Source organism: Pseudonocardia sp. SID8383, from assembly GCF_009864975.1.
GTDB classification, from domain to species: Bacteria; Actinomycetota; Actinomycetes; order Mycobacteriales; family Pseudonocardiaceae; genus Pseudonocardia; species Pseudonocardia alni.
Genome location: NZ_WWFY01000846.1, coordinates 1 through 5627, shown reverse-complemented (window position 1 = coordinate 5627; position 5627 = coordinate 1). Strand labels below are relative to the sequence as shown.

General features: G+C 73.0%; 7 protein-coding genes. 3 read left to right on the top strand and 4 right to left on the bottom strand.

Features of this window, described 5'->3' with window-relative positions; genetic code table 11:
- Window positions 1–348: helix-turn-helix domain-containing protein (locus GTW08_RS20490; RefSeq protein WP_161152397.1), on the top strand; the 348-nt coding region annotated here is incomplete at its 5' end.
- Between the two features lie 26 nt (window positions 349–374).
- On the opposite strand, the gene GTW08_RS20485 is transcribed toward GTW08_RS20490, so the two are convergent.
- The 4 genes from GTW08_RS20485 to GTW08_RS20475 all read right to left on the bottom strand — a co-directional run bounded on the left by GTW08_RS20485 (window position 375) and on the right by GTW08_RS20475 (window position 4008).
- Entirely contained in the window at window positions 375–773 is a 399-nt protein-coding gene (locus GTW08_RS20485; RefSeq protein WP_073574822.1) for a VOC family protein, read from the bottom strand.
- 54 nt (window positions 774–827) lie between these two features.
- On the bottom strand, window positions 828–974 hold the full coding sequence (locus tag GTW08_RS31160) for a hypothetical protein (protein ID WP_167379050.1): 147 nt from the start codon (window positions 972–974) through the stop codon (window positions 828–830).
- Window positions 975–1130: 156 nt separating this feature from the next.
- Window positions 1131–2951: a proteasome ATPase gene (gene arc, locus GTW08_RS20480; protein ID WP_073574821.1), complete on the bottom strand. Its 1821-nt coding sequence runs from the start codon at window positions 2949–2951 to the stop codon at window positions 1131–1133.
- A 226-nt stretch (window positions 2952–3177) separates the two neighbouring features.
- Window positions 3178–4008, bottom strand: a complete 831-nt coding sequence (locus GTW08_RS20475) for a tRNA (adenine-N1)-methyltransferase (RefSeq protein ID WP_073575314.1) — start codon at window positions 4006–4008, stop codon at window positions 3178–3180.
- 365 nt (window positions 4009–4373) lie between these two features.
- Between GTW08_RS20475 and GTW08_RS20470 the strand changes: the two genes are divergently transcribed.
- A complete protein-coding gene (locus tag GTW08_RS20470; protein WP_161152396.1) occupies window positions 4374–5273 on the top strand; it encodes a RecB family exonuclease in 900 nt (299 codons plus the stop codon).
- A 7-nt stretch (window positions 5274–5280) separates the two neighbouring features.
- A partial coding sequence (locus GTW08_RS20465; RefSeq protein WP_161152395.1) for an acyl-CoA thioesterase domain-containing protein occupies window positions 5281–5627 on the top strand: 347 nt, incomplete at its 3' end.

Genomic DNA, 5627 nt, shown 5'->3' with positions numbered 1-5627 from the left:
GTGGACGACCGGACGCCGACCCGACTCCCCCACCCCGCGCTGCGCGCCCTGGCAGGGGGCATGTCCGCCGCGGAGCTGGCCGACCGGCTCGGCGTCACCGGACGCACCCTGCACCGCCGCTGCGTCGCCACCCTCGGGTACGGACCGGCCGTCGCACGGCGGGTGCTGCGCTTCCGGGCCGCGGCCGCGCTGCTGTACGACGGCGTCTCCCCCGCCGCGGTCGCCGCCCGCACCGGCTACGCCGACCAGCCCCACCTGTCCCGCGAGGTCCGCGCACTCGCCGGCGTGTCGCCGGCGTCCCTCGCACCTCGCACGGCTTCCCCCGACGTCGCAGCCACTGCGGGGTAGGCGACGTCGGGGGAACGTGTGCGAGGTCAGGTCCAGGCGAACAGGTCCAGCGATGAGCCGTCGGGGTCGGCGACGGTGGCGTAGCGCTGCCCCCACGGCGCGTCGAACGGGTCCAGCACCGAGGTGTGACCGGCCGCGGTGACCCGGCGCCAGGCGTCGTCGACGGCCGCGGCGGTCGGCAGCCGGAACGCCAGCCCGACCCGGCCGTGGCCGTCCGGGGTGACACCCGGGTGGAAGCCCTCCACCATCGACTGCAGGTCCAGGGCCAGGCGCACGCCGCCGCGCAGCGTGGTCTCCACGTGCGCCTCGGTCTCGGAGCCCTCGGGGAACTCCAGCCCCAGCAGGCGATAGAAGGCCAGCGAGCGGGTCATGTCGGTGACCACGATGCCGATCATGTCGAGCTCGGCGCCGATCGAGGTGTCCATGCCCACCACGCTAGGCCGCGGGCAGCCCGGCGTCGTGAACGGATCGGACTCCGGTCAGCGCTTGCCGCGGAAGCGACGCAGCATGTCCTGCGCCCGCCGGCGGTTGCGCGGATCGCTCGCCATCCGCTTGGCCTGGTCGCTGTAGCGACGCCCCTGCGGGCTCTTCAGGAATGCGCTGATGCGCCCGATGATGCCGGCCATGAGGACCTCCGTGGTGGCGGGCCGCGACACGGACGTGCACGGCTCCGTGCACAGGATGCCCGTTTCGTCCGGACATCATTCCACCGGGTGACGATCCCCGGACACACGACGGGCCCCGCCGCAGGATGCGGCGGGGCCCGTGCGTGCGGAGCCTGCCTACAGGTACTGGCCGGTGTTCGACGCGGTGTCGATCGCGCGGCCGGTGGCGTCGTTCTTGCCGGTGACCAGGGTGCGGATGTAGACGATCCGCTCCCCCTTCTTCCCCGAGATCCGCGCCCAGTCGTCGGGGTTGGTCGTGTTCGGGAGATCCTCGTTCTCGGCGAACTCGTCGACGATCGCGTCCAGCAGATGCTGGACCCGCAGCCCCGGCTGGCCGGACTCGAGCACCGCCTTGATCGCGGACTTCTTCCCGCGGTCGACGATGTTCTGGATCATCGCACCGGAGTTGAAGTCCTTGAAGTAGAGCGTCTCCTTGTCGCCGTTGGCGTAGGTGACCTCCAGGAACCGGTTCTCCTCGGACTCGTCGTACATCCGCTCGGTGACCCGCTGGATCATCCCGTCCACGCAGGCCTTGCGGCTGCCGCCGAACTCGGCGACGTCGTCGGCGTGGATGGGCAGCGTCTCGGTCAGGTACTTCGAGAAGATGTCCTTCGCGCCCTCGGCGTCCGGACGCTCGATCTTGATCTTCACGTCGAGCCGTCCCGGCCGCAGGATCGCCGGGTCGATCATGTCCTCACGGTTCGAGGCACCGATGACGATGACGTTCTCCAGGCCCTCGACGCCGTCGATCTCGGCGAGGAGCTGGGGGACGATCGTCGTCTCCACGTCGGAGGACACACCCGAGCCACGGGTCCGGAAGATCGAGTCCATCTCGTCGAAGAACACGATCACCGGGGTGCCGGCGCTCGCCTTCTCCCGCGCGCGCTGGAAGATCAGCCGGATGTGCCGCTCGGTCTCGCCGACGAACTTGTTGAGCAGCTCGGGGCCCTTGATGTTGAGGAAGAACGCGCGCCCCTCGTCCGGGTCGTCGCCCCGCTGCTTGGCGATCTTCTTCGCCAGCGAGTTCGCGACGGCCTTCGCGATGAGCGTCTTCCCGCAGCCGGGCGGCCCGTAGAGCAGCACGCCCTTGGGCGGACGCAGCTCGTACTGGGTGAACAGCTCGGTGTGCAGGAACGGCAGCTCGACCGCGTCCTGGATCTGCTCGATCTGCCGGGACAGGCCGCCGATGTCGGAGTAGGCGATGTCCGGGACCTCCTCGAGCACGAGGTCCTCGACCTCGGCCTTGGCGACCCGTTCGTAGGCGTAGCCCGCCCGCGAGTCGACCATGACCGAGTCGCCGGACTTGAGCGGGCTGGTGCCCTCCTCCTGTCCGAGCTCGAACAGCGGCGCCGCCAGCCAGACGACGCGCTCCTCGTCGGAGTGGCCGACGACCAGGCCGCGACCGGCCGAGCCGTCCTCACCCGGACGGGAGATGATCTCCCGCAGCGAGTAGAGGTCACCGACCTGCTCGAAGCCCATGGCCTCGACCACGGTGAGCGCCTCGTTGAGCCGGACGGACTGACCGCTACGCAGCGTCTCGCCCTCGACCGCCGGGGACACGGGGACCCGCATCCGGCGGCCGGAGGTGAAGACGTCGACCGTGTCGTCGTCGTACCGGCCCAGGAACACCCCGTAGCCGGACGGCGGCTGCGCGAGCCGGTCGACCTCCTCGCGGAGCGCGACCAGCTGGCCGCGGGCCTCCTTGAGGGTCTCGGTCAGCTTCTCGTTCCGAGCGTTGAGCGCGGAGAGCCGGCTCGTGGTCTCGGCGAGCCGCTGTTCCAGCACTCGGGCGTGCCGGGGCGTCTCGGTCAGCCGTTGACGTAGCGAGGAGATCTCGTGCTCGAGGTGACGGATGTGCTCGGCGGCCTCAGCGGGGCTGAGGTCGCGGTCAGACTGGAAACCCTGGTTGCCGGGACCGTCGTCGTAGGGGTGGTTCACGGCAGCCTCCCTCCGTGTTCCGTCTCACCACGGTACCCGTGACGGGTGACCGCGACGGTGCGTCGAACCGGTGATCCGGGCCTCAGCCGGTCGGCACCATGTGGTCACTCTGCGGCTTCACGGGCGTCACCGCCACGTCCACACGGAGGGTAGTTCGTAACGTTCTCGTTCCGCGGTCCGGCGCGTCGCGGTGGCGATCCGGTCGAAACCGGACAGAACTCCCGGGTCAGCGGCCGGTCGGCCGTCGCTGCTGCCGGGGCGGCGTGACGCCGTCGGCGAGCCGCCGGGTGGTCAGCAGGAAGGCCGTATGGGCGATCATCCGATGCTCCGGACGGACGGCCAGACCCACCACGTGCCAGGGGCGGACCATCGCCTCCCAGGACTCGGGCTCGGTCCAGCACTGCATCTCCCGCAGCGCCTCGGTGAGCACCGACAGCTGGGTGGTGGTCGCGACGTAGCCGACGAGGATCCCACCCGGCACCAGGCAGTCGCGGACGGTGTCGAGCACGTCCCACGGCGAGAGCATGTCCAGCACGACCCGGTCGACCTCGCCGCGGTGCTGCCTGACGTCACCGACGGTCAGCTCCCAGTGCGGGGGCCGGTGGCCGAAGAAGGTCTCGACGTTGGTGACCGCGTGCGGGGCGTGGTCGTCGCGGACCTCGTAGGAGATCACCTTGCCGGTCGGCCCGACGGCCTGCAGCAGCGAGCAGGTCAGCGCGCCGGACCCGGCGCCGGCCTCCAGTACCCGCGCGCCGGGGAACACGTCGCCCCACATGAGGATCTGCGCGGAGTCCTTGGGGTAGATCACCTGGGCGCCGCGGGGCATCGACAGCACGTAGTCGGCCAGGCGGGGACGCATGGTCAGGTACGGCGTGTTCGCCGCGGAGTGCACGAGCCCGCCCTCGGGCGAGCCGATGATGTCGTCGTGGTCGATCTGGCCGCGGTGGGTGTGGTACGCCCCACCGGCCTGGAGGACGACGGTGTAGCGGCGCCCCTTGGGGTCGGTGAGCTGCACCCGGTCGCCCTCGCGGAACGGCCCGCCGCGGCGCGGGGGCACCCAGGTGGCCGGCTCGGTCCCGGCGGTCCCCGTAGGAGCGGATCCGGTGTCGGCGGTCCCGCTGTCGGGCGTGCCGCTGTCGGGCGTGCCGCTGTCGGTGGACCCGGTGTCGCCAGGCTCGTCGGCGGCGGCGGGGACGGTGTCGATGATCTCCGGGTCGACGGGCTCCGCGTCGACGAGGTCCGCGTCGACGGGCTCCTCGGCGTGCGGGCTGTCGAGGGGCGCGGACTCGGTCGGCGCGTCGGGCGTCGGGGCGTCGTGCACGGGCGACGACGCTATCCGCGCGCGCCCCCGGCTCCGACGCCGGGGCACGTGGGCTCCCCGGGGCGCCCGGAACCGTCAGGGGTCGCGGCTAGCCTGCCGCTATGACCGCCGCCCCCGCCGACGAGCCCGGCCCGGCCGCACCGGGCCCCGCGGTCATCCCTGTACCCCTCGCGGCACCCCCGCGTCCCCCCGCCCTGTCCCCGTCGCGTGCGGCGGACTTCCGCCGCTGCCCACTGCTCTACCGGTTCCGTGCGGTCGATCGGCTCCCGGAGCCGCCGTCGCAGGCGCAGGTCCGCGGGACACTGGTGCACGCGGTGCTGGAGCGGCTGTTCGCCCGGGACCCGGCCGACCGGACCCCGCAGGCCGCGCGGGAGCTGCTCGGCCCCTGCTGGGACGACCTCGCGGCCGCGGAGCCCGCCGCGGCGGCGCTGTTCAGCGGCCCGGAGGACCCGCAGCTCGCGCTCTGGCTGGACTCGGCCTCCGCGCTGCTCGACCGCTACTTCGCCCTGGAGGACCCGGCCGGCGTCTCCGCGACGGCGGTGGAGACCCGCATCGAGGCGGCCCTGCCCGGCGCCGGCGACGCGGCGCCGGTGCCGCTGCGCGGCATCCTGGACCGGCTCGACGACGGTCCCGACGGGCTGCGGGTGGTCGACTACAAGACCGGCGCGACGCCCGGCGAGGGCTACGAGTCCGGCGTGCTGTTCCAGCTCAAGTTCTACGCACTGGCCGTCCTGCTGACCCACGGCCGCGTCCCCGACGAGCTGCGCCTGCTCTACCTGGCCGACGGCACCGCCCTGACCTACCGGCCCGACGCCGAGGAGCTCACCCGCTTCGGGCGCCTGCTCGAGGCGGTGTGGACCGCCATCCGGCTCGCCGCCCCCACCGGGGACTTCCGGCCCCGCACCGGCCCGGCCTGCCGCACCTGCGACCACAAGGCCCACTGCCCCGCGTGGGGCGGTACTCCCCCGCCGTATCCCGGCTGGCCGGGCGGCGCGGCATGATCGACGGGTGAGCGCACCGCCCCCTATCCCGCCCGGCCCGTTCTACCTGCCCCGCGGCGAGCAGACCGCCGACGGCGTCACCCACGCCGCCTTCGAGGCGACGCCGTCGACGACCGGCCCCTGGTTCGCCGACGCCCAGCACATGGGCCCGCCCTCGGCGCTGCTGGTCCGCGCCCTCGAAGGGCTGCCCGAGTCCCGCCCCGGCGGCGCCGAGGCGGGGTGGCGGATCGCCCGCGTCACCGTCGAGGTGCTCGGAGCGGTGCCCGCCGGGCCGGTCACGGTCACCGCGGGCGTCGAGCGGCCCGGGCGGACGATCGAGCTGCTGTCGGCGACGATGCGCGCCGGTGACCGGGA

Bases quoted from the DNA above. Each gene is read 5' to 3' on its own strand.
- GTW08_RS31160 (WP_167379050.1), bottom strand. From the start codon at position 974: ATGGCCGGCATCATCGGGCGCATCAGCGCATTCCTGAAGAGCCCGCAG.
- GTW08_RS20470 (WP_161152396.1), top strand. From the start codon at position 4,374: ATGACCGCCGCCCCCGCCGACGAGCCCGGCCCGGCCGCACCGGGCCCC.
- GTW08_RS20485 (WP_073574822.1), bottom strand. From the start codon at position 773: ATGGACACCTCGATCGGCGCCGAGCTCGACATGATCGGCATCGTGGTC.